The following is a 23,819-nucleotide window of genomic DNA, read 5'->3' on the forward strand; positions in this document are numbered from 1 at the left end:
TTGGGGAAATAGGAAGAGGACAATCACTTGCCCTCCTCCTTTCATGATTGAAAAATTAATGATTCAGCAGACGTCTAACAACAAAGGCCAATTCGTAAAGTCCTACTTCACCGTCTCCGTCAAAATCCCAAGTTGCTTTCCATCCTGAGTCTCCGACTTTACTTCCGTAGTGAGCAGCAATAACTCCGACATCTCCGATATCGATTCCTACTTTATTGTTAACATCGCCTGTTGTGCTAGTAATGACAAGACTGTTAAATACGGCAATTGCCGAGTTCAGAGCCGCAGCTGCGCTACTGAGTTCCGCTTGTGTCGCACTTGAATTGCCAGCAACCGACTGTGCGGCATCAAGCGCCACTTGAAGTTTACTTTTCGCACTAGCTGGATACTGACCGACTTGTATTCCTGCAACAGCGTGCGCAAGTTTGTCCTGTGCAGTTTCGATAGCTGCCGTCAGTGCAGTACTGCTAATGATTTCAACAGATACTGCTGCCCCAGTTACATTCGCAGATGTTACTTCACCTGCAGCATCTGAGAAAGCAGCTTGCTCTACTGAGAATATTCCTGTTCCCTCAGCGGAGGCAACCGGAGTGAAGTTAATTTTAAGTAATGCAGGTTGATCTCCGTTCAGTGCGTTACCCGCACCAGTATTAACGACAATCAAGCGTACTGTCCCTGCAACCGAATCGTTATCGACGTCTTGAATAGCTGATTTACTATCTAAAGATACAGCGTTGTCGAAGGTAAACTTTTGAGCATCATACTTGATGACAACATCCTGTGCCGTAACTTGTTGAGCACTTGTCACACCAAATTGTAATGCTACGTGACCTGTAGTAGTAACCTTTTGTGGACCTGACAAGACTACTGATGCAGTAGCTGGTGTTGAACCATTCGACACTTGAATTTGATCAATTGGGTACCAGCCATCGCTACGTTTACCGGCAATCGCCAAATCAATACCAGGTTTATTTGTGTCGGGAGCAATTACGCTAACCAACACCTTATACGTCCCACTCGCAAGATCAGCTGGAATTTGCAGCGGAAGATTAGCATCATTACCGCCTGGTAACCAAGAACGAATATCCGTTTGATTTGCTTTTGTTACGGAAGAAGCAACGACATTCCCGTTCGCATCGGCTAGTGCAACTGCAACTGGCCAGTTGTAATAGAACGGTGCCACACCTTTGTTATTCCAGTGTGTTGCAATGGAAACTGCATCTCCAGCAGCAGCTTGCGCCTGATGTGATACTGATTCCAATACATAACGGTAACCAACTGTTTTCATCCAGGAATCCAAGTTTTCTTGGATATTTTGTGTGATACCGTTCTCACCCACTACGAATTTAGCCGGTGAGTTTGGACCTACCCATGACGTATGGGAATAGCGAATTTCGTTCAGCTGTTCCATAATATAGTCGTCAGTGAAATGATTTGGCAATGAAATATTGCTTGTAAATTCTCCGCCAGAGAAATTAGTTTTCCAGAAATCAGGCATTGCGGAAGCAGTTTTTGCTGCAGCAGCATTCTGACCAGGCTCAAGGAATAAGCCGACATCGCCCCAGCCGTTAACTGTCCAGTCTTTCCATGTTTCCGTCGAACCCTTATCCCCAATAATGTCGTTGAACAAGCCTAATTTATTGCTTGCAGTAATCGGGAAAGGTTTTCTCATACCAAGCAATTTGTTATGGAAGTTATCGATATATGGTTGTACATACTGATCGGATACGGAAACTTTAGGGAAATTACCTAGAGGTGCATTAACATAGGTATTATGGAACTCACCCCAATGTCCTAAAGAACCGAGCTGGATGTAAGAAATTCTCGGATCATTATCATAGTGCTCCGCGAACGCTTGAATCATTCTTTTATGTTCACTGATCAGTACTTGGCTATTGTAATTCGGCGCAAAACCTGTACGAGATGTAACATCGCCATAAATCGTTCCAGCATTTGCAACTCCTTGTTCAGCCACAATCTCGTCATACAACCAATCAGGGATATCCCTGTGTACAGTGCTACCCGGTGTATCCATGACAATGCGCAGGTTGACCTTGGCACCCTGGCTGTACCAATAATCAAGCTGGTTCGCAGCTTCTATGCCTGCCCAGTCAAAATTCCCTTTTGTAGGCTCAAGGTCTTTCCAGTTAATGCCGGCATATAGAATTTTGGCATTTTGCGGATAAGGTGTATTCTTCAGAAGCTCCTTACTTGGCGTTTCAACACCTCGCGCCCAAGGCATAAAGCCCATATACGGATTGTGAAGCACATCAAAACTCTCTCTTGGGTAGTAAACGCCAGCAGTCACAGTTTGATGAACTTGAGAGGATACGCTCATCATTGGCGCACCAACTTCAGGAAGAGCCGTTGAATTTTTGGAAACATATGCGACTTTCAATTGTCCTGGACTAGCTAGTCCTAGTTGATCCAAATATAGATAGACGAGACTTGAAGTCATATTCAACTCATTATTAACAGAGCCGGTCTTCACCCAGTTGCCTGCGCCGACAAAACGGTACAGCGTGTTGTAAGATACTTTGTAATCAATGCCTGCATTCGGCCATCTCGAATCATGATCGCCGGTTGTGCTGTTGTTATCGCTGTCGATGAAGTATTCGTTTTGCGAGTTCAGATTGGCTCCTTGCGTCAGTAAGTAAAGCTTGTTGTCATCTTGAACGGCATTCAAAGTCATCGTAGCCGCAGTCGAAACCGATTTATTATCGATTGCTGCCCAATCGCTTTCTTGACCATCAACGATCATCGCTGTGCCATTCGTTGCCGAAAGCGCCGTTGGATATTTCAAGCCGGAAGCTGGTGCGTTATCGCTTCCAACGACAGCTCCAATATTTAATCCAACATTAACCTTATCCGAAACATTCGTAAAACTGTTCAGATCAACAGACATCTCGAAATTAGTAAATCCAGCTGGTGCATATGTAGCCGACATGACCGTTGGCTGAACACCAATTGAAGTCCATCCCCATAATCCATTTGCTCCAGTATATTTATAGAGCTTACCGTTCTGAACCATATAGTCCGAACCTGTTGCCGGAATTGCCCCGTACTGTTGATAGCCAGTTGACGTGGAATTGTCAGAGTCAATGAACAGATTTCTAAAAGGTGTAGTCGACACATCACCATGATAATGAGCAAATGCATAAACCTTTTTGTCTTTGATAAAAGAACTAAAATCAACAATACCGCCTGTTCCTGCCGCAATCGGCGTGATGCCTGCCCAATCCGCATCATTGCCGTCTACAGTCACTTTCGGAAGCGCTGGGATCACTTTCGCCGCAGCGCCTGGTACTTTAGGGGCTCTTTGACCACTGTTACCGCCATCGAATCCTATGTAAAGAGTACGCGGAGCAGTTAAGCCAATTAATGAAATCGGGATAGATACTTCAATTGTTTTGTTATCTTTCGTGCCAGATTCTGCATACTGAACACTCGGGTCTGTCAAGCTCGCCAACGAGTCCCAAGCCCATCCAGCGTTATGGCTTTTATATACAGCTCCATCCGCGCCATTCTCGATCAAATAATCAAATCCTTGGTTGGGCCAAAGACTAGGTGCAAAAAATCCAGTATTTTTATTGTTATCGGTATCGATCAGAAAATCATTCCAATCGCCAACTTTACCTGTAATTAAAACGGAAAGTCTTTCATTATTCATAACCGCATAAACGGAAGTTGTAACAGAATCAGCAGTAGTGGCAATTGGCTGCAATCCAGCCCAATCGTCCGTATTAGCGTCTACTGTAATGTTGGCATCTGGTCCAAAGGCAGGCACTTCTGTGTCAGCGCCTAACATATCTTTACCAACATCAGGTAAGAATGCGTTGAAGCCGCTTTGACTATAGGCGACCTTCATAGGTGCTGATGCAGGAAGTCCAAGCAAATCAATGCCAACCTCTGTCTCCGCAATAGTTTGCGTATTGGCATAAGGGACAGTCCCTATTTGCGCCCACGCCCCGCTTGAATATTGATACAGCTTATCGCCTGTAATTTTGTAATCAATACCGCCTGAATTCTTCCATCCCGTCACTGGCTCGCCTGTTGCAGGGTTGTTATCCGCATCGATATAGAATGTGCCTTGATTGCTAACATTCGTTCCTTTCACCAGTACATGGAGCTTACCACCGCTTTGAATCGCTTTAATCAGTTGCAATGAACTAGCTGCCGTAACTGAATCATGTGTCACGGAAGCCCACTCGGCAGGTTGCCCTGTGAAATGAACCGTAGTCGGTACTGCAGCACTCACGGACGCAGACGCAATTGGTGTTAGAGTAGACATTAGGAGCGAGGCAAACATGACCAAACTACCGCTCTTTTTCGACAATAAATTCCTTTTTACCACTAAACACACCTCTTTATGGAAGATTGTTGGTCAAAAAATAGACAACAAAAAGACAGCAGGCAGAAAATTTCTTTGACAAAATTATCAAAAATCTTTTCATGCTCATACTGCCTTCTCGTGATGTCACCTAGGGTTGGATAAAGCCTTTACCTTATTTGCCGTAAAGTGTTTTGATTTCTTTCACGGCAGCTTCGATATCACCTTTACCAGATAGAGGTTGTGCTAATTTTTGCGGGATGATTTCCCATAGCAGCTTATCTTTCCCATCAAAGAATGGCACAGGAATCGCAAACTTCTGGGAATCAATAAAGGTTTGTTTATTGTAACCTTCGTCGATTCCGAGGTAAGCTGCAGCTGCAGCTTTATTCGCAGGAATCGATTGACCTTGTTTAGCAAGGGCGATTTGGCCTTCAGGGCCAGCGAGCCAGCTCAACAGCGCCCAAGCGGCTTTCTCGTTTTTCGAATTCGGGCTCATCGCATTACCTGCAACTTGAACAACCGTTTTCGTATCTTTGAATTTCGGAGGCAGAACAGTATCGAATTTAATATTCGCTTTCTTGAACTCAGGAGCAGACCAGGAGCCAGCGAAGCTCATCGCCACTTTGCCAGTTGTCAAGGCCAAGAACGGCTCTTTGGAAAGCGATTGGCTTTGGCTCGTCGTTGGTGTTACATGGTATTTCGTAACCAGATCACGATAGAAACTTAGTACTTGGTTAGCTTCTGGAGAAGAAAGCGCAAGTGATTGATCGTCGTTTACTACTTTACCGCCATTGGAAAGAACTTGCGGCTCTAGAACGGAATCTGCGGATCCAGCAGCATCCACCGTGATACCCCATTGCACGATATTATTCGCATCGAACCCGGCATCAGCGGCTGTTTTACCGTTTTTGTCAATCGTCATTTTCTTAGCGATATCCAACGCTTCATCCCACGTCATTTCTTTCTTAGGTGCCGTGGCTCCAGCCGGGTTGGACTTGCTATTGTCGAACAAGCCTTTGTTATAGTACATAACGATCGTATTGGCATCTCGTGGAAGCGCCACTTGTTTGCCGTTCACTTGATGAGCGGCGAGGACGCCAGGCTCGAAATCAGATGTATTGAAACCCGTTGTTTTGATCAGATCGGTTAAATCTTTCATCGCGCCAAGTTTCGCGTATTTATCATCATAAGCGAAGCTCATTTTATAAACATCAGGCAAATCTTTAGAAGCAGCTTGTGCTGTTAATGACGTCCAGTATGTACCCCAATCTTTACTAACAACTTCCACTTCGATCTTCGGATATTTTTTATTAAATTCTTTAAGCAACTCTTTCGTTTGCTCTGTCTCTACGTTCGTTCCCCACTGTGAATACGTTATTTTGCCGGAAATCACTTCCGCTGTTGCAGCAGGTGCCTGTGTTTGCGCTGCAGTTGTCGCTGCTGCAGATGCTGCTGGAGCTGGTGTTGTTTGCGTTGTGTTTGAACTGCAGGCTGTAAGAAGTGTTGATGCACCTACGATAACGGTTGCTGTGCTAGTGAGCCATTTTTTTGTTTTCATGGAAAACCCTCCTTAGATTTATACATTCGTTACATGTTAATTCTATAGACAAGATATTGATCCAATCTGCATGACCCATCTTACTTCAAGCCGGTCATGACCACCCCCTCAATGAAATAACGTTGTGCAAAGAAATAAATACAGCCAATCGGTAACAGGGCGATGAATGAACCTGCAGCTAGAACAGGAAAATCATGTGAAGTTTGCCCCATAATCATTTGCAAGCCTACGCTCAACATTTGAAGTTTTTCCGATTGAATGAAAATCAATGGTGTGAAGAAATCTGTCCAAGAGAACACGAAAGCAAATATGAAAGCGGTCACAAGAATTGGCCGACAGAGCGGCATTGTTACCTTGGTGAATATGGTCCAGTAACCACCGCCGTCCATATGTGTAGCTTCATCTAATTCCATTGGAATGGTCATCATAAACTGGCGGAACATGAAGATAAAGTATGGGTTAGCGAGCATTTTTGGAACGATGAGCGGTAACCACGTATTGTACCAACCAATGTTTTTGTATAAAATGTACAGCGGAATTAATGTGATTTGGGAAGGAATCATCAACGTTGCAAGGACGATACCGAACAAAAATTTCCGCGATTTTGCTTTCGTTCTAGCAAAACCAAAAGCAATCAAGGCTGCGCACAAAACGGTTCCTACACCGACCATACCAGAGATCGCGAATGAGTTGAAAATCCATCTCCCCATTAGCGGCATCGTATCGAACAGACGACTGAACGCCCCAAAACTAATCGGATGAGGMAAAAATTCTGGCGGAAACTTAAACGACTGTTCCTGTGTTTTCAACATCGTGGAAACGAGCCATAGCAACGGTCCCATAAACACGGCCAATCCGATCATCAGCAGTGCATATTTCGTCATTTTCGCTGCAAAAGCAGAAGTGCTTGTCATGCTTAGCTTCCTTTCTCCGACTCATAGAATACCCAGCGGTTCGAAGTTTTCATTACAATGAGTGTCAATACAAGAATGATAATAAACAATACCCATGATTGCGCCATCGCGTATCCAAATTTCATATCCTGAAAGGCCGATTGATAAATATTCATCACGTATGTTCTAGATGCGTAGTTTGGACCGCCGTCGGTCAAGAGCTTAGCTTCGGTAAACATTTGGAAGTAAAAAATGATTTGCATAACAAGCGCGAACAGAATGGATGGTGTTAGCATTGGCAGCGTAATGTTAAAGAAGCTGCGAATCGGACTAGCCCCATCTATTTTAGCCGCTTCGTACAGATGGCTCGGAATGTTCTTGAGCGCAGCTAAATATACGAGTACAGGACCGCCTGACATCCAGACACCGATCGAGACAACCAACGGCTTAATTAAAACCTCCGTGCCGAACCAATCGATTTTGTTCACACCGAATACCGACAGAAGTTCATTGATAAATCCGTTATCCATACCGAACATCAACTGCCAGATAATAACCGTTGCCACGGGCGGAACGAGATATGGTAAATAGTACAAGGTTCGAAAGAAGCGAATACCTTTAACCTCGAAATTGAGAATGACCGCAGTTAAGATTTGAAAGACAACGGTTACGGGCACTGCAAATCCTACGAAGAACAGCGTATTCGTGAATGCTTTTATAAATATTTTATCCTTTAGCAAATGGGTGTAATTATCCAAACCGATCCATTCCGGCTTCGTGATAGTGTTATAATCGGCAAAACTGAACACCAGACTGACGATTGCTGGCCCGACAAAGAAAGCTAAAAATCCGATAATCCAAGGCGAAATGAACAGTAAAAACTTCAGTTCTTCTTTGGGCTTTGAGGCCAACATCCGTATCCCTCCGCTATTTGACGCTTGTTGACACTTGCTCCAATTCAAGCTCCAATTCCTTTTTCTGCGCGATAATATGATCATAGTAGGCTTTCATCTCGATCACTTTGCCTTGATCTAGGCGCGATTGTTCCGCTGCAAATGCCATGATATGTCCTTCAACTGAAGCTTCTGCTGAAGTTAGATTGCCATGCGTTCTCCCAAGCCTCACGTCGGCGATGAATTGTCGCATAATTCCCTCGTCGCCTCCGCCATGATGATGTGCAGGAGCATCCACTTGAACAAGTGTCCTTTTACGCGTGGAGAATTGGAACATATCAATTTCGCCTTTCTCAAAATCACCGCGAATTTCACCCTTTGTGCCCATAATCTGCACAATTCGATTAATATCTCGCGTGAATGCGCTCATACTGAACATTACGGTTGCGCCGTTTGCAAACTCCATGTTGACGACTTGATGATCCACCACATTATTATCGGTACGGTAAACGCATTTGCCGTATGGTCCCGCTTCCAAAGCCTTCATCCGGTTCTCCATCGTAGGGGGATCGGCAATGAGTCTAGCAAACGGGTTATCTACGAGATCCTGCAAGTAATAACGAGTTGCCGAGAACGGGCAAGTATGTTCTACAAGACAGCCATTCGTGCACCTGTCCGTAGATCCTTCTGGTGCATTTTCTTCTGTAAAGTGAGAGAGTGAACCGAAGGAACTGATCTTTTCGCACTCTGCATCAACTAACCAGCGAATTAAATCCATATCATGGCAGGATTTTTGCAAAATCATCGGACTCGATTGGTCAGAATTCCTCCAATTTCCTCTAACAAAGCTATGCGAATAATGCTGATAGCCGACATTCTCATTATGCTGGATCGAAACGATATCTCCGATGTCGCCTTGCGCAATCATTTGCTTTAGGGTTGACCAGAAAGGGGTGTACCTGGATACATAGCAGATCGACAAAAGCAGATTTCTCTGTTCAGCCATTTGCGCCAAATGAATACATTCATACGGGTCTGGCGACATCGGCTTCTCCAATAGTATATGGTAACCTTTATTAATCGCTTCCAGCGCTGGTTCGTAATGCTCTTGATCTTGGGTGCAAATGAGGACTGCATCACACAGCTTAGGCAGAGTCATCATCTCTTGCCAAGAAGAAAATACAAATTCATCCGGGATTTCATACTCATTTGCGAATATTTCTCTTCGCTGCGCGTTCGGTTCGGCTACAGCAACGATTTTCACTTCATGTGGGAACTGTTTGGCGTAGGGGGCATAGCACAAATACCCTCTTGCTCCTGCCCCAATTACGGCAATCTCTACTTTTTTCATCTCTCTGCCTCCAATTCCAGGTGATTTACATGTTGTTTGTCCAAATTCATCTATATTTGCGCCAAATATTTTCCCAAAGGGCATAAAAAAACAAATCTACATTGTAAGCGTTTACTTATCGGTCAAAAGAAAACACTGGATTTAGTTGGTTAACCAGAAGCAGTGTTTTCTAATTTTTAGATGAAATGGATGACTCTCTAATTATTAATTCGAAAGGTACTGTCACTTTTAGGGGGATATTGTATTTCCCTTGGATATAATCAATTAATAATTTCGCTGCAATTTGGCCGATTTCAAACTTCGGGATATGTATAGTCGAAAGCGGCGGCGACGAATACTGGGCAAATTCGATATTATCCAGACTCACGAATGCGATATCGTCCGGCACTTTTAGACCAGAGTCCGATACAGCCTTCATTGCGCTCACAGCCATCATATCACTTGCGACAAACATAGCCGTAGGCATATGTTCCTTGTGATTATGGATCAAATGCTCCATAAAATCATAGGACTTTTCAATCACCCACTTGGAATCGCAAACCCAATCCGGATTATAAACCAGATCCGCTTCAGCTAGCGCATTTTTATAGCCGCGAAATCTTTTCTCAAGCTCCATACTGCCTGCAAGACCAGGGCCGCCAATAAAACCGATGTGCTTATGCCCTTGCTCGATCAAATGCTCGACCGCATATTTGGAAGCCGCAACACGATCATAGCCTAGACAAGGCAATTCGTGATCCGATAAGTCAACACCGACGATATGCGTTACATTTTTCTTAATGTAATCATACGTTTTCTCGTCATGAATACCTTCAACCAATATTAAACCATCTATACCGCTCTCATGAATGATTTTATGCAAAATAGCTGGGTTCGCTGCATCCTCTGAAGTGTGGATAAAAGCCAACGTACACCCCAACTCCGCAAGACCCTTTTCAATCCCTTCCAGGATAAAAGAATAATACGGATGATTATATTTGTTCAATGGGCCCGTCACTATACAACCAACAACATGCTCGAGTTTACTTTGCTCTTTATTGCTCTTAACCACTTTTTTCATAATTCGGTTCTGGTGGTAGCCTAGTTCATTAATAGCATCCCAAATCTTTTTGCGAGTTTCCTGATTGATCGCTCTGCTCGAATCATTGTTCACTACTCTTGATACTGTAGAAATTGACACTCCAACGTGATCCGCGACGTCTTTTAACTTTATCAATACAATTAACTCCTCTTCCACTCCAAATATTTGGGGCAAAGCAGTCTGTGAATCACTTGGTTTGTTTAGCATTTATTTCTTGTTCTCATCATAAATCCTAGACCCCAAACGTGTCAATAGTTTATCCAAAAATTTGCGCCAAAAACATTGCTTCGTTTGGCATGATTATTTGCACCAAAAAAATATCCACCAAATTGAATTGGCGATAGTTAATTTCGAGGCAAATTTATAGGTCATTTATTTGAAAATTGGATAAATCCCGAAAGCTGATCGAGTTCGTCAACGTAATCGCTGCAAGCTCTTTTTTCTACAAGATTAATTCTTTAATCTTTACAGTAAGACCTAAACATAGTTAGGTACTCACTTCACTTTTAACCATATACAATAATGTTTGAAAACGATTACAAAACATGAAGGAGGGTTATATCTTGTCATTCGTAAAAGCATTTCGCGGCTTTTTATCCGGACTTCTACTCGTCACTTTGATATTTCCACTAGGTAGTGGACATACATTGGCTGTCGAAAATGAAAGTGGTACGATTGTCTACAATTTTGATGACGGTACAACCCAAGGTTGGGGAGCTCGCGGTGCGGGAAGCGTTGCTGTAACACAAGACAGCGCCCTATCTGCCCCAAGCAGCTTAAAGCATACAGGCAGAACAGGCACATGGAACGGTCCTAGTCTTAATGTCAAAAGCTTACTGCAAAAAGGAGCTGTGTATGAAATTTCTGCTGATGTGAAGCTGCCGGACAAAACAGCTTTACCGGCAAGTACGGTAAAAATTTCTTTGGAAAACACCCCCGTTGGCGGGAGCACGGGTTGGGCACAAGTTACTACAGCCAGTATCGCCAATTCCGATTGGACACCTCTGGTCGGGAACTACAGTTTTGATAAGGATATGAGCGCACTAACCCTTTACATTGAAAGCTCGGTAGCTACGGAGTCGATCCAGATTGACAATGTGAAAATTAAAATGACAACGCCGCCGCCCATCGATCAATCGGGTCTCGAAACTGGTTTCGAGAATAATACGGTACAAGCATGGGCTCCGCGGAACGGCGCTGAAGTTCTCACCGTTTCTTCAAGCGTTTATCACACGGGTTCGTACAGCTTGCTTACAGAAGCCATGGGTGCAAATCAGGGACCTAAAATTAACTTGCTTGGCAAGATGCAAAAGGACAGCAAGTATAATTTATCCGTTTGGGTAAGAATGGCGCCAGGCCAAAGCCCTGCCACTCTGCGCTTGAGTATACAGCGAACCTACCAAGGCACCAATAATTACGAGACGGTTGTCGGCAATAAGGAAGTCACAGCAGATGGTTGGGTTCAGTATACGGCGGATTACACGTTGAGCAACCCTGTTGATGCCATTGGCGCTTATGTAGAAACAGCTAGCGCAGCAGCTACCTTCTTCATCGATGATTTCAAATTGACTTATCTACCAGGAAAACCGATTCAGACCAACATTCCATCGTTATATCAGACGTTGAATGCCTATTTCCCGAATGGCATTGGTGCAGCCATAGAGCCAAGTCAAACGGCAGGCGCAACTGGCGATATGTTGAAAAAGCATTTTAACGTCATCGTAGCTGAAAATGTCATGAAGCCTGCCAATCTTCAACCTTCAGAAGGTACCTTTACATTCACTGAAGCGGACAAGCTGATCGCTTATGCTGAAGCTAACGGTATGAAGGTCCGCGGTCATACACTGGCGTGGCATAGCCAAACCGGAGATTGGATGTTCAAAGACTTAGACGGCAAGCCTATGATCGAGGAAACAGATCCAGCGAAACGCGCAGCGAATAAAGCTCTTCTGTTAAGCCGCTTAGAAACGCATATCAAAACTGTCGTGGAACATTTCGGAACCAAAGTTTACGCTTGGGATGTTGTGAACGAGGTGATCGACGATTCCAATGGATTACGTAACAGCCCTTGGTATCAAATTACGGGAGAAGACTTCATCAAGCAAGCTTTCATCTGGGCGCATCAATACGCTCCGCATGCCAAGCTATATATTAATGACTACAATACTCATAATCCGAGAAAAAGAGACGATTTATACAATTTGATCCTGAGAATGCAAGCCCAAGGTGTGCACATCGATGGCGTCGGCCACCAAACGCATATCAATGTTGACGGTCCGTCCGTGAGAGAGATCGGAGATTCCATTGAAAAGTTCGGCCAACTTGGACTCGATAACCAAATCACGGAGCTAGATGTCAGCGTCTATACCGACAGAAATCAAAGCTATACAACTGTGCCGGAGAATGTGTTGATCAAGCAAGGCTATCGCTACAAGCAGATTTTTGATGAGTTCATTCGTCTAAAAGCTTATGTCAGTTCCGTTATCCTCTGGGGAGTTGGCGATGATCATACATGGCTCAGCACGTTTCCTGTAACAAGATTGGAAGCTCCTCTGCTGTTCGATAAAGAACTGCAAGCCAAGTACGCCTACTGGGGCATCGTAGATCCTAGTAAACTGCCAGTCGCTATTCAAACCATCGATCCTGCCAAAGGAACGCCGGTTATTGACGGTAACTCAGAGCTTGTTTGGGATGTTCAGCGTTCCCTTCCGTTCGATTCAGGTAAAATCAAAGGAGATTTCAACGTACTTTGGGATGATTCGAATCTCTATATCAAAGTCAATGTGCAGGATGCAACCATTAATGCCAATGATTTGCTTGAACTGTTCGTAGATGATAACAATGGAAAAACAGCTGCCTATCAGCCAGACGACAAGCATTATACGTTACAACGAAACGGTACAGCTGTTAGCGGTATGAATTATTCGGTTAAGGAAACGACAGATGGCTACCGTATCGAGGCATCCATGCCAATTACAACTGCTGTTCTGGGTAGCAAAAAAGGATTCGACCTCCGTGTAACCGATGCGGATCAGGAGAATGCCCAAGTTTCTTGGAATGATGTCACCAACAGCCAGAACACAGATACAACTAAATTTGCAATCTTAACATTAGATAAAGCTTTAAACACGCAAGAAGCTATCAAAGGAACACCTGTCATTGACGGAGAAGTCGATACCATGTGGGCAAATGCGAAAGAAGTATCCACCGATCTGTGGGTACAAGGAACGAGCGGTGCCACAGCTAAAGCCAAAATCATGTGGGACGAAAACCATCTCTACATTCTAGCTAACGCAACGGACAGCCTCTTAAGTGATGCAAGCAGTGCGTTCCACGAGCAAGATTCCATCGAAATCTTCCTTGATGCGAACAACCATAAATCGACAGACTATGAGTCCGACGACGGACAATTCCGAATTAACTTTAAGAATTCACAAAGCTTCGGGGGGGCTGCTTCAGCGGACAAGATCACCTCGGCTGTGAAACTTACAAGTGATGGTTATCAGGTTGAAGCGGCTATTCAACTGCCCAACGCAGTCAAGGATCGTATGATTGGATTCGACTTCCAAGTCAACAATGATGAGACAGGAAGCGGTTCGAGAAGCAGCGTAGCGATTTGGAATGATACCACAGGCCAGTCCTACCGCAATACGTCCAAGTTCGGTGCCCTTCAATTGGTGGATCCTACTGCTCCTACTGAACCTACTGTTCCTAGCAATCCCGGAAGCAGCAGCGTAGGCTCAACTGCTGTACCCGCAGATACGATTGTCGCGTTAGACGGTGGAAAGCTAACCTTAAACGGCACGGTGATCGAAGTACCTGCTGGTGCAGCGGCAAGCAACTTTACAATTAAAGTAGAAACCATCAGCGACACCTCTTCCCTGTTCGCTGATCAACCATTCGACGCGATCAGCGAAGTTTATGAGATCACGAAAAATCAAGAGGGAACATTTATCAAGCCGGTCGTGATTACACTTCCTTTTGACAAATCGAAAGTAGATTTCAGTAAGTCGAAAGTAAGGATATACTGGTTCAATGAAGAAACGCTTCAGTGGATCCTCCTAGAGGGGCAGCAAATTGATCAAGCTAATGGAACAGTATCCGCATCTACAAACCATTTCACGAAATTTGCAGTCTTGGCATCCGCGATTGATGCGCCTAAGGAAATTGAAACAGCATTATCCGATATCCGAGGGCATTGGTCCGAAGCAAGCATTCGCACTTTCATGAAATCAGGAGCGATCAACGGCTACCCAGATAACACATTTAAACCGGATAACAACATCACGAGAGCGGAATTCGTTACAGTTATCGTCAAAGCTTTCGAGCTTAAAGCAGTAGGTGAGAAAAGCTTTAGCGACACCCAGAACCACTGGGCCCAAGCTTCAATTGCCACTGCCGCTGCTTTAGGCGTGGTCAACGGGAAAAGTAACGACACCTTCGCGCCAGATGATCTCATTACGCGCGAGCAAATGGCTGCGATCATCGTTCGTGCCGCCAAGCTCAGCCCAGCTGAAACAAGCAGCAGCTTCACAGATAGCTCTCTGATCTCCGATTGGGCTCACGCTGCGGTTGATACCGCCATTGCCAAAGGATTGCTCCAAGGCTATGACGACAATACCGTTAGGCCAGGCGCAAACACCACCCGTGCTGAAGCCGTGACCATTATTTTAAGAGCTCTGGAAGCAGCGAAATGATAAAAGACGGATTCTTTGTAGATCAATGATCTATAGAGAATCCGTCTTTTTCGACTTTATCTATCCTTTTTTGTGCATACTACGTACGATAATCTGTAGGAATAGGAGTAACACAAGTGAACATGGACGAACTCATTGTGGAACAAATTAAGAAGCAAGCTGTGCCTTTGAAAAGCTCTGATGATTTGGACGTGTTAATCGAAGCGATTGGCGATAAGAAGTACGTTTTACTTGGTGAGGCCACGCATGGTACTTCCGAATTTTATAAGCTGCGCATGGAATTGAGCCGTAAATTAATTGAAACGAAGGGATTTTCCTTTATCGCCGTTGAGGGAGATTGGCCTTCCTGCTATGAGGTTAACCGTTATGTGAAGCAGTATAAGGATGCGAAGCCAACCGCCCGTGAGGTGATGGAAACATTTAACCGCTGGCCAACATGGATGTGGGCGAATGAAGAAGTTGGGGAATTAATGGATTGGCTCAAAAAACATAATGAAGATAAACCGATGGAGCAGCGAGTCGGCTTTTATGGATTAGACGTCTATAGTTTGTGGGAGTCATTCGAGGAAATCGAGCGCTACTTACAAGAAAAAGGTACTCCTGAGCAGTTGGCTTTGGCTCGTAAAGCCTTTGAGTGCTTCGATTCCTATGAAAAGGAGGGCCAAAACTACGGCGTTTCCGCTGCCTTCTACGGCGAAAGCTGCAAGGACGATGTCGTGAAGCTGCTAAAGGAGCTTCACGCGAAACGCTTACGTTACGACGAAGACAGCGAATCCGCCCTTAGTGCGGAATTGAATGCGCTTGTTGCTGTAAATGCAGAGGACTATTACAGCACCATGGTCTTGCACGACGCGGAGTCATGGAACGTCCGCGACCGACACATGGTCGAGGCGCTGCGCCGCCTCGTCGACTACCACGACCCAGACGCCAAGGTCATCGTCTGGGAGCATAACACGCACATCGGCGATGCGCGTGCAACGGATATGCTGGCCGACGGCATGGTCAACGTCGGCCAGCTTGTGCGCGAAGCGCACGGCGAAGCCGATGTGTGCGCCATCGGCTTCGGTACATACCGCGGCACCGTTATTGCCGCGAAATCGTGGGGCGCGCCAATGGCGACGATGCAAGTGCCCCCTGCCCAGCCGGGCAGCTGGGAGGAGCTCATGCATCGCGCTGGCGCGCATGATCAGATCCTCCTGCTCAGCCAGGAGGATCCGATTCTCGGGCACGAGGTGCTGGGGCACCGTGCCATCGGTGTCGTGTACCGCCCCACTTCTGAGCGAGGGAACTATGTTCCCTCGGTGATGGCTCGGCGGTACGACGCCTTCGTTCATGTGGACGAGAGCCATGCGCTTCGTCCACTCATTGAAAAAGTGCTTGTGTGAGTTCACACAAGCACTTTTTGTTATATTTAGAAGTTCAACGGCATCGTTGAAAGCTTATAGCCTTTGACCTAAGTTAGCACTAATTTGGCGCGAGCTTGTATTCCTCTATAAATTCAATACTCTTCTTACGATCTCTGCCATGTTCAAAAATGAGTTGTTTTATGTTTGGATACAGCACAACACTGTCCAGTTCCGATAAGAGAACCCACCTAACACCAGTTTGATTTAAGTCTGGTTTTTGGGGCAAAGAAGGACTTGATCCACCTTTTATCTTACAATCAAAAATTAAACTTAATCCATGTGGAGCTGTGCCATATATGTTTGACGAAAGGTGAGGAGCATACTCATAAACAAATGCAAGCTGCCCTACTTCAACATCTACGGAGGCTTCTTCCCAAGCTTCACGTTTCACTGCTTCAATTACTGATTCTCCAGGTTCAACTCCACCAGCAGGAAGGTTGTAATGTAATCCGTTTTCGTCCTCAAACTCAACAAGAAGAACAGCATCATTTTCGATAATAAGTGCACATGCTCTTACCCTGATATGATAATTCATCTCACCATCGCCCTTTCTTTCGCTATACGACAAACGAACTCGCTTCACCCACTGTAGCGGCGGTGATATGCAAATTAACCACTTCCTTTTTATCCCATAAATTCATTATAGCATCTAAAGGATCCTAGCCCCTTCCAATCATCCACAAACAAAAAAAGGAACCCAGCCAACGGGGCCGGGTTCTAAAAAGTTTATATTAAAAAGGGGGTCTTGTTTATTATATTACCAAGTGAACATTATGGAACCATAACAGGAATATTTCATTTATGTTACAAATTAGAAAACGCTTTATTTATTTTCATCCCATTCTCCAGTTGCACCTTTCACCCATGTGGCATATACTAAAATAAAATTAATTAGAATTATTCTAATTAAGGAGGAACCCTATGAGCGTCCAGTATGACTATCATCATCTCCACCATGTGAAAGAACAAAGTAAGTCAAGAAAAACACTGTGGGTCACCCTCATGTTAACTGCTTTTTTCACCATTGTTGAAATTGTCGGTGGGGTGCTCTCGAATTCCCTTGCTCTTTTATCCGATTCTGCCCATATGATATCCGATGTCTTCGCGCTTGGTTTGAGCATGGTTGCCATACACCTTGCTACGCGTCAGCCCAATGCCCGCTTCACTTTTGGCTTCCTGCGCTTTGAGATTGTCGCTTCATTTCTGAACGGATTAGCGCTATGCATCATCGCTTTGGGTATTTTTATCGAAGGTATCCAGCGTGTCATTCACCCCCAACCGATTCAATTGGGACTCATGCTAGGCATAGCTTCGATCGGTTTCGTTGTTAACCTTGTGCTCACGTTGGTTCTCCATAACAGCGTTAAGGAGGAGGATAATCTCAATGTGCAAAGCGCGCTATGGCACTTTTTTGGTGACTTACTCAGCTCAGTTGGTGTCATCATTTCATCGATTGTCATTTACTATTCAGGTCTGCTCTGGTTCGATCCGATGATTTCGATGGTGATTGGGGGCATTATTTTTACAGGTGGCAGCAAAATCATTCGAGAATCTTTCATGATCCTGATGGAATCCGTCCCCGAAAAGTTTAATCTAGATGATATCCGTGCTGTGATCGCGAAGGTAGAGGGTGTTGAAGATGTGCATGAAATGCATCTCTGGGCGGTTTCGACCGACCACTACTCATTGACTGCACATGTATTTATTCGCCCGAACATTCAGCCCTTCTGTGTCATTCTCGCCATCAATGAGACTTTGAAAAGCAAGTATGGCATCGAGCATGCCACGATTCAAATCGAGCACGCGGACATTAATCCGCACGGCGAGTATGGGAAGGACTTTCTTCGGCAGCAAAAGCAACTGAAACAGCAAAGCCACAATGGCGCTTGAATCATGGCTAAAATAAAAACCGTTAATCACTTCTCCCAAAGTGATTAACGGTTTTATGCATTATGCGTTGATTTACGCACAATCATCTCCATCTCGATGAGCAGCTCGTGTCCCATCATCTGAGCTAGATGCGAATCGAGCAGCTTCGCGCTCTCCTCATCCAGCTCTTCCCCCATCTGCCGCATGAGGAAAGCTGCGACCAAGCTCGTTTGCAGCTCGACAGGCATCTCGAAGCTCGTAATCGAAGGGAAACTCGCCTTCGCAAAATGCTCATTATCCATCCCAATGAGCTGGACCTCTTCGGGAACACGGATGCCTCGATCATGGCACTCCGAAATCAGTTCCAGTGCTAACGCATCATTGAACGTATAAATACCGATCGGTCGCAACCCGCCGCTCACGCGCAGCGCCTCATCCAATGTGCCAGCCACTCCCAGCTCTCCGGCATCCAAAAGGGCATGCACAGTCGGCTCCGCCTTATCTCCCAGCCCCGCGAGAAAACCCTCGATCCGCTGCTCATTCGCACCCATCCCTTTACGCCTACCTGCGTAGAAAACTGCTTTGCAGCCATGAGCCAAAAAGTATCGTACTGCTTCACTCGACGCCTTGGCAAAATCCAAATTCACCGCCAGCTTCGTAATCTCATTCGGCCAGCCCCAGCCGTTGAATATGACGAGCGGCGTCCCTTCACCCACCAGCTGCTGCGTGGAATGCATGCTGATTGCCAAACCATGTGAAACCAATCCGTCCACACGTCGTTGTAATAAGTGCTCAATATGCCGCGTCTCCACCTCAGGATCCATGCCCGCTGCTGAAAATACAGATAAATGATAGCCGTAACCGTGAAACCGCTGCTCCAACTTCTCAGCAAATCTGCCATAATACCCGCCAAAATGCGGAAGAATCAGCCCTAACTCATTCGAGCGGCGCCGACTTAAATTTGTTGCCATCACGTTCCGGCGATAACCTAGTTTTACAACCGCTTCTTCCACCTTGCGGATCGTCTCCGGCGACATCGGAACCTTCCTACGGTTCATCACATTCGACACCGTCGCAATGGACACACCTGCCTCAGCGGCAACCTCGACGATCGTAGCTTGTTTGTTTTTCTTCATCCCATACCCTCATTCTTGAAACGCTTAAACTTATTGTAGCTAGAAGGATATTACTCGTCAAATCCCTCTTCCCCGTTGTAGTAGCATCTGCCCAGCAAAACAAAAGACACCACAAGCAGATCACTCTGCGTTGGTGCCATCTACCCTAATAGCTATGGTGCCCATCAACAATTACTCGTCGTGATGCCCAATTAACGAAATGATCTGCTTCTTCAGCTTCACGAAAGCTTCCGAATCCTTCACATCTTCCACCTGCCGCAGACCGCGCGGTATGACAATCTCACTGCGGATCGTGCCTGGATGCGCCTGCATCACATATACCCGCTGAGAAAGGAAAATCGCCTCCTCAATGTCATGGGTGATGAAAACAACCGTCGTTTTCTCCTTTTCCCAAATCCGCAGCAGCAGCTCCTGCATGGAATTTTTCGTTTGTGGATCCAGGGCTCCGAACGGTTCATCCATCAGCAGTACATCTGGATTATTCGCCAAGGCACGCGCGATCGCAACCCGCTGCTTCATCCCGCCCGAAAGCTCCTTCGGCAGTGATTTAGCGAATTTATGCAAACCGACAAGCTCCATGAAGTGATCGGCTATCGCTCTCTTTTCGAATAAAGGAACTCCCTTCAATGTTAACCCGAATTCAATGTTCTCCCTCACAGACAGCCATGGGAACAACGTATAGCTCTGGAAGACCATGCCTCTGTCCGCACCAGGACCGTCAATTTCATGGCCGTTGATACTCAAATCGCCCATCGTCAAGGGCTCTAACCCAGCAATGATGCGCAAGAGGGAAGACTTCCCGCAGCCCGAAGGACCGACGAAACTGACAAACTCATGAGCATCAACGTGAAAGGACACACGATCCAAAGCTACGAATTGCGACTTCTTCGTACTGTACACCTTCGTAACATCGACAGCATCGATCTTGCGTACACCCACGCTTTTCCCCACAGAGGACACGCTGTTATCTGCCAAGTTCAAAGCTTCCATCCTAACGCCCTCCTTCCAGCCATGGGAAAAATCGCTTATGACAATAAGCAAATGTGCGATCCGTCAGCAATCCCAACAAACCAATCGCAATAATGCCTACAAAAATTTGATCCGTATTCAGAAACCGTTGCGCCTTCATAATCGAAAATCCAAGTCCACTGCTTGCCGCAACCAACTCCGCTACAACTAGATACGTCCATGCCCACCCAATGATTAAGCGCAATGTATTCATCAAATCAGGCAGCAGTGCGGGAATCAGCACCTTTTCAATCACTTGCCACCGTTTCGCACCGAGTGTATACGAGGTTTGCAGCAGATCATTGGAGACCGACCGTGTATTGTCTGCAACCATCAGCATCAGCTGGAAGAAACACCCCAAGAAGATAACGAGCACCTTCGCCCATTCGCCAATCCCAGCCCATACCATAATCAAGGGAATGAACGCTGTCGCAGGCATATACCGAATAAATTCCGTTGGAGGTACAAGAATCGCCTCAGCAAAACGGTACGTACCCGCCAAGATCCCAAGTGGAATCCCGATTATACAAGCTAATAGGAATCCACCGCCAACCCGGAAAATACTAATCCAAACATTATCCCAGAACACAGGGCTCTGTAATTGAATCCCGAACTGCCGGAGCACCTGATCCGGTGTCGGGAGGAAGGTAGGATTGACGAATTCGCCATAGCTCATCACGCTCCAGAACAGCAACACAACAGCTATGATAAGTACGACCCCAGACATATAGGATTTTCGGCTAATATCGCCCCTAATGGCAAACAATGTGGACTTTCGTCTTTTTTTTACCAGCATTTCCATCTGCAGTCCTCCTGTTCAGCCTTTATTTCTTGCGCTCCTTCATGACTTCTTCTACAAAATGGCCATCCAAGAAGGTTTCCGCTTTTGGTATTGTAGTCAGCATATCTAAGCCTTTTAAGAATTCGGCTGTTTTCCCAGCAGTAAAGGTAAGCGATTCGTAGGAATCCGCTTTTACGAAAGCTTTGACGTTATCTTCCAGTTGGAAAATCTTCACGCTGTCCACGCCAGCTTTATACTCATCGACCGGCGTTTCTGCCGCTTTGGCCATAATTTTCAGTGATTCCTCTGGATTGGCTTTCCAGTAGTCCAAAGCATCAAACCAAGCGTTAATGATTTTTTTCACATCATCTGGGCGATTCTTTGTAATTTCTTCTTTAAATACGAGCAAGTCTGGAATCAATCCCGGTGTATCCTTGGATGAGAATAATAGCTTTCCTTTCCCCTCTTGAATCGCTTTGCTTAGGAAAGGCTCCCACAGTACCGCAGCATCCAGGTTACCTGAGATGAACGCTGGCCCCGCATCATTCACCGTCATATTCGTATAGGAGACGTCCTTCTCTGCTAACCCTGCTTTTTCAAGAGCTGTCAGCATGAGAAGATGATCGACAGTTCCAAGCTCTGTTGCTACTTTTTTACCTTTCAAATCTTTCAAAGAATTAATGCTAGGCTTCACAACAACGCCATCGCCGCCATTGGAATTATCGTTAACGAGCACGGCTTTGAGCTTGATGCCCTTACTTGCCGGCGCAAGTGTATCACTTAACGTCTGACTATTGGCATCCACTTTACCTGAAGCGAGTGCCGATAAAGAGTCACTGTACACAGGGAACCAAACTAGATCCACATTCACGCCATTTTTCTCGAAAAAGCCCTTTTCCTTCACGAGGTACCAGACGAACCAGCCCGGCCATGGACTAAGCGCCAATTTGATCGGCTCACTGCTGCCTCCTGCTTTCGTACTCGCCTCTTTACTCCCACACCCGCTGATTACTGTAAAAGTTAATAATACCGCTAACATCAGAAATATTGTTTTTTGTCTCATTCCCCGAACTCCCTCTCTTGTTAAAATGATTAGGAAAAAGCCCGGAATGATATCATATCCTGATATCCTCCCGGGCTTTTATCCCTCCGTGTGCACGATGAAGCTCAACGTGTGTCTTCTCTTGGACCTGACCAACAGCCAAAACCTCTGTTGCGGAACCCTAGAAAACAAGTTTGCTATGCGGTTGTCTTTTCGTTGTCTTACTTTTGTCTATATCATACTTAGATTGATCACTCATGTCAATATATATAACACAAATAAATTATAGGTTGTCAAAATGAGTTAATGCGTAATATTATATGACATATAGAACATCTTAACGGAGGTGTCGCGATGTATTCGATTCATTTCCACATTCACATGTTAGATAAAAAGCACATTCAACCAGCCGCGGCCATTATACCAACTCAAGTATCTTCACCACTTTATGACGATCTCACTATGCCTAGCCATTCTTTCCAGCACCCTCACTTGATTCCCCCTATAAACAAGCATGATGTCACTGAACCGCCCTCATACCCCGCAGCTCACTAACCTCTACACACTTGATGAAGATGACCTGAGACTCTGACTCAGGTCTTTTGGGTTTGCCGAGACGTGAGTCTCGGTGGGGATATCCGTACCGCATTACTTACTAGACGCATTTATCCACCGCCCATCAGTTCTTTCTGCGCGCTTTCGCCACCAATAAGAATGCCAAACATTCTTATTCATTCGCAAAGCGGGGAATCACGCGAAATAAGAACTCCCCGAGTTCTTATCTACCGCTCATCAGTACATTCTGCGCATTTTCGCCACCAATAAGACTGCCAAACATTCTTATTCCTTCGCAAAGCGGGAAATCACGCGAAATAAGAACTCCCCGAGTTCTTATTTGCTGATCATCGATGTATCGAGCTCGAACTCACCGCCTGCTACACCCACCCCCAAACAAAAAAAGGCCCAGCACCCTCAGGTGCCAGACCTTTCTATTCGTCAGCGCAGCTTACACGCCTAACCATTTCTTGAACAAATGCTTCGTCGTGTCCGCATTCAGTGCTGCGATTGACGTCGTAAGCGGAATGCCCTTCGGACAGGAGCGTACACAGTTCTGCGAGTTACCGCAGCCTTCGATACCGCCATCTGTCATCAGCGTATCCAAACGCTCGTCTTTGTTCATTTCACCTGTGGGGTGAGCATTGAACAGACGAACTTGAGACAACGCGGAAGGCCCGATAAACGAATTCTTGTCGTTTACGTTCGGACAAGCTTCCAAACACACGCCGCAAGTCATACATTTGGACAATTCATATGCCCATTGACGCTTCGACTCCGCCATACGCGGTCCAGGACCAAGATCGTATGTTCCGTCGATTGGAACCCATGCTTTAACCTTCTTCAACGCGTTGAACATGCGTCCACGGTCGATAACAAGGTCACGCATGACAGGGAACGTGCTCATTGGCGCTACGCGAATTGGCTGCTCCAGCTTATCCACAAGTGCCGAACAAGCTTGACGCGGCTTCCCGTTAATGACCATCGAACAAGCGCCGCATACTTCTTCCAGACAGTTGGATTCCCAACATACTGGTGTTGTTTTGTCGCCTTTGGCATTCTTCGGATTACGCTGAACTTCCATTAATCCGCTGATCACGTTCATATTCGCGCGGTATGGAACTTCAAATTCCTCTGTGTACGGTTTGGAATCCGGACTCTCTTGACGAGTCACGATAAACTTCACTGTTTTCGGTGCGCTTAGTGTCTCCGCCAT

At 45.7% G+C, this 23,819-nt stretch carries 15 protein-coding genes and 1 riboswitch; of the genes, 3 read left to right on the plus strand and 12 right to left on the minus strand.

Features of this window, described 5'->3' with window-relative positions; genetic code table 11:
- Window positions 1-55: 55 nt before the first annotated feature.
- From AC1DVJ_RS12195 to AC1DVJ_RS12220, 6 genes are all read right to left on the minus strand, one after another.
- The gene (locus AC1DVJ_RS12195; RefSeq protein WP_477591021.1) at window positions 56-4,291 is read right to left on the minus strand and encodes a DUF4832 domain-containing protein; all 4,236 of its coding nucleotides are present in this window, start codon (window positions 4,289-4,291) and stop codon (window positions 56-58) included.
- Window positions 4,292-4,505: 214 nt separating this feature from the next.
- A complete protein-coding gene (locus tag AC1DVJ_RS12200) occupies window positions 4,506-5,891 on the minus strand; it encodes an ABC transporter substrate-binding protein (RefSeq protein ID WP_477591022.1) in 1,386 nt (461 codons plus the stop codon).
- An 80-nt stretch (window positions 5,892-5,971) separates the two neighbouring features.
- The gene (locus AC1DVJ_RS12205; protein WP_477591024.1) at window positions 5,972-6,805 is read right to left on the minus strand and encodes a carbohydrate ABC transporter permease; all 834 of its coding nucleotides are present in this window, start codon (window positions 6,803-6,805) and stop codon (window positions 5,972-5,974) included.
- 2 nt (window positions 6,806-6,807) lie between these two features.
- On the minus strand, window positions 6,808-7,698 hold the full coding sequence (locus AC1DVJ_RS12210; RefSeq protein ID WP_477591027.1) for a carbohydrate ABC transporter permease: 891 nt from the start codon (window positions 7,696-7,698) through the stop codon (window positions 6,808-6,810).
- A gap of 13 nt (window positions 7,699-7,711) precedes the next feature.
- Window positions 7,712-9,028 carry a Gfo/Idh/MocA family protein gene (locus AC1DVJ_RS12215; RefSeq protein WP_477591028.1) on the minus strand — a complete coding sequence of 439 codons (1,317 nt, stop codon included), beginning with the start codon at window positions 9,026-9,028 and terminating at the stop codon, window positions 7,712-7,714.
- A 169-nt stretch (window positions 9,029-9,197) separates the two neighbouring features.
- A complete protein-coding gene (locus AC1DVJ_RS12220) occupies window positions 9,198-10,244 on the minus strand; it encodes a LacI family DNA-binding transcriptional regulator (protein WP_477591030.1) in 1,047 nt (348 codons plus the stop codon).
- A gap of 428 nt (window positions 10,245-10,672) precedes the next feature.
- Between AC1DVJ_RS12220 and AC1DVJ_RS12225 the strand changes: the two genes are divergently transcribed.
- Both AC1DVJ_RS12225 and AC1DVJ_RS12230 read left to right on the plus strand, forming a co-directional pair.
- The gene (locus tag AC1DVJ_RS12225; RefSeq protein WP_477591032.1) at window positions 10,673-14,806 is read left to right on the plus strand and encodes an endo-1,4-beta-xylanase; all 4,134 of its coding nucleotides are present in this window, start codon (window positions 10,673-10,675) and stop codon (window positions 14,804-14,806) included.
- Window positions 14,807-14,928: 122 nt separating this feature from the next.
- Complete coding sequence (locus tag AC1DVJ_RS12230) at window positions 14,929-16,191, plus strand: erythromycin esterase family protein (protein WP_477591101.1); 1,263 nt, start codon at window positions 14,929-14,931, stop codon at window positions 16,189-16,191.
- A gap of 79 nt (window positions 16,192-16,270) precedes the next feature.
- Here AC1DVJ_RS12230 and AC1DVJ_RS12235 read toward each other — a convergent pair whose 3' ends face one another.
- On the minus strand, window positions 16,271-16,747 hold the full coding sequence (locus tag AC1DVJ_RS12235) for an NUDIX domain-containing protein (protein ID WP_477591103.1): 477 nt from the start codon (window positions 16,745-16,747) through the stop codon (window positions 16,271-16,273).
- Between the two features lie 386 nt (window positions 16,748-17,133).
- Between AC1DVJ_RS12235 and AC1DVJ_RS12240 the strand changes: the two genes are divergently transcribed.
- Window positions 17,134-18,102: a cation diffusion facilitator family transporter gene (locus AC1DVJ_RS12240; protein ID WP_477591034.1), complete on the plus strand. Its 969-nt coding sequence runs from the start codon at window positions 17,134-17,136 to the stop codon at window positions 18,100-18,102.
- A gap of 53 nt (window positions 18,103-18,155) precedes the next feature.
- Here AC1DVJ_RS12240 and AC1DVJ_RS12245 read toward each other — a convergent pair whose 3' ends face one another.
- The 5 genes from AC1DVJ_RS12245 to sdhB all read right to left on the minus strand — a co-directional run bounded on the left by AC1DVJ_RS12245 (window position 18,156) and on the right by sdhB (window position 23,819).
- Window positions 18,156-19,217, minus strand: coding sequence for a LacI family DNA-binding transcriptional regulator (locus tag AC1DVJ_RS12245; protein WP_477591036.1), 1,062 nt, complete (start codon window positions 19,215-19,217; stop codon window positions 18,156-18,158).
- A gap of 171 nt (window positions 19,218-19,388) precedes the next feature.
- The gene (locus tag AC1DVJ_RS12250; protein WP_477591038.1) at window positions 19,389-20,207 is read right to left on the minus strand and encodes an ABC transporter ATP-binding protein; all 819 of its coding nucleotides are present in this window, start codon (window positions 20,205-20,207) and stop codon (window positions 19,389-19,391) included.
- 1 nt (window position 20,208) lies between these two features.
- Window positions 20,209-21,027, minus strand: coding sequence for an ABC transporter permease (locus AC1DVJ_RS12255; protein WP_477591040.1), 819 nt, complete (start codon window positions 21,025-21,027; stop codon window positions 20,209-20,211).
- A 22-nt stretch (window positions 21,028-21,049) separates the two neighbouring features.
- Window positions 21,050-22,069, minus strand: a complete 1,020-nt coding sequence (locus AC1DVJ_RS12260) for an ABC transporter substrate-binding protein (protein ID WP_477591042.1) — start codon at window positions 22,067-22,069, stop codon at window positions 21,050-21,052.
- Window positions 22,070-22,134: 65 nt separating this feature from the next.
- A riboswitch (guanidine-I (ykkC/yxkD leader) is annotated at window positions 22,135-22,244 on the minus strand.
- Window positions 22,245-23,054: 810 nt separating this feature from the next.
- On the minus strand, window positions 23,055-23,819 hold the full coding sequence (gene sdhB / locus AC1DVJ_RS12265; RefSeq protein WP_477591043.1) for a succinate dehydrogenase iron-sulfur subunit: 765 nt from the start codon (window positions 23,817-23,819) through the stop codon (window positions 23,055-23,057).

Source organism: Paenibacillus sp. P4_A9, from assembly GCF_056402415.1.

Coding starts and splice junctions, on each gene's coding strand:
- AC1DVJ_RS12195 (WP_477591021.1), bottom strand. CDS start 4,291: ATGTCTACTCTAACACCAATTGCGTCTGCGTCCGTGAGTGCTGCAGTA.
- AC1DVJ_RS12200 (WP_477591022.1), bottom strand. CDS start 5,891: ATGAAAACAAAAAAATGGCTCACTAGCACAGCAACCGTTATCGTAGGT.
- AC1DVJ_RS12210 (WP_477591027.1), bottom strand. CDS start 7,698: ATGTTGGCCTCAAAGCCCAAAGAAGAACTGAAGTTTTTACTGTTCATT.
- AC1DVJ_RS12215 (WP_477591028.1), bottom strand. CDS start 9,028: ATGAAAAAAGTAGAGATTGCCGTAATTGGGGCAGGAGCAAGAGGGTAT.
- AC1DVJ_RS12230 (WP_477591101.1), top strand. CDS start 14,929: ATGGACGAACTCATTGTGGAACAAATTAAGAAGCAAGCTGTGCCTTTG.
- AC1DVJ_RS12235 (WP_477591103.1), bottom strand. CDS start 16,747: ATGAATTATCATATCAGGGTAAGAGCATGTGCACTTATTATCGAAAAT.
- AC1DVJ_RS12240 (WP_477591034.1), top strand. CDS start 17,134: ATGAGCGTCCAGTATGACTATCATCATCTCCACCATGTGAAAGAACAA.
- AC1DVJ_RS12245 (WP_477591036.1), bottom strand. CDS start 19,217: ATGAAGAAAAACAAACAAGCTACGATCGTCGAGGTTGCCGCTGAGGCA.
- AC1DVJ_RS12250 (WP_477591038.1), bottom strand. CDS start 20,207: ATGGAAGCTTTGAACTTGGCAGATAACAGCGTGTCCTCTGTGGGGAAA.
- AC1DVJ_RS12255 (WP_477591040.1), bottom strand. CDS start 21,027: ATGGAAATGCTGGTAAAAAAAAGACGAAAGTCCACATTGTTTGCCATT.
- AC1DVJ_RS12260 (WP_477591042.1), bottom strand. CDS start 22,069: ATGAGACAAAAAACAATATTTCTGATGTTAGCGGTATTATTAACTTTT.
- sdhB (WP_477591043.1), bottom strand. CDS start 23,819: ATGGCGGAGACACTAAGCGCACCGAAAACAGTGAAGTTTATCGTGACT.